The 843-nt window shown below is 49.2% G+C and carries 1 protein-coding gene; it reads left to right on the top strand.

Features of this window, described 5'->3' with window-relative positions:
* Positions 1-843, top strand: an 843-nt coding sequence (locus tag R7Q46_RS26040; protein ID WP_318078063.1) for an ABC transporter ATP-binding protein, incomplete at both ends; no start/stop codon positions are given.

The raw sequence follows: 843 nt of genomic DNA, 5'->3' as shown, positions 1-843 counted from the left end.
ATGTCGATGTGGATCATGTGGGAAGTAGGAGCCCTGTTTGAAAACATGGGTACTGTCGTGGATGGCATGAAAACACTGTCCAAACCTATCGATATCCAAGACAAACCGAATGCGAAAGACTTGGTCGTATCTCAAGGTGGCATCCAGTTCGATAACGTCAGCTTTCATTACGGTGAAAACAAAGGCGTCATCAACCATCTGAATCTCGACATCAAACCTGGAGAAAAGGTCGGCTTGGTTGGGCGCTCTGGCGCAGGCAAATCCACGTTGGTGAACTTGCTGTTACGCTTCCATGATGTGGAAGAAGGCAGCATTAAGATTGACGGTCAAAACATTGCTGACGTCACGCAAGATTCGTTGCGCTCGAAAATTGGTATGGTGACACAGGATACGTCTCTTTTGCACCGTTCAATAAGAGATAACATCTTGTACGGCAACCCAACCGCCTCAGAAGAGGAACTGCTTAAAGCGACGAAACAAGCGCACGCTCACGAGTTCATCGAAACACTGACAGACCCATTTGGCAATGTCGGCTACGATGCGCAAGTTGGCGAACGAGGCGTGAAGTTGTCTGGTGGTCAGCGTCAGCGTATCGCTATTTCTCGTGTGTTATTGAAAGACGCGCCGCTGTTGGTGCTGGATGAAGCAACTTCAGCTCTGGACTCAGAAGTCGAAGCGGCTATCCAAGAAAGCTTGAACGAGCTCATGCAAGGCAAAACCGTAATTGCAATAGCACACCGATTGTCGACCATCGCCCAGATGGATCGCTTAATCGTTCTCGACAAAGGTAACGTCGTAGAGCAAGGCTCGCACCAAGAGCTGATCGCTCATAACGGCATCTAC

This window comes from Vibrio sp. 811 (genome assembly GCF_033339195.1).
This window is presented reverse-complemented; position numbering and strand designations above follow the sequence as displayed.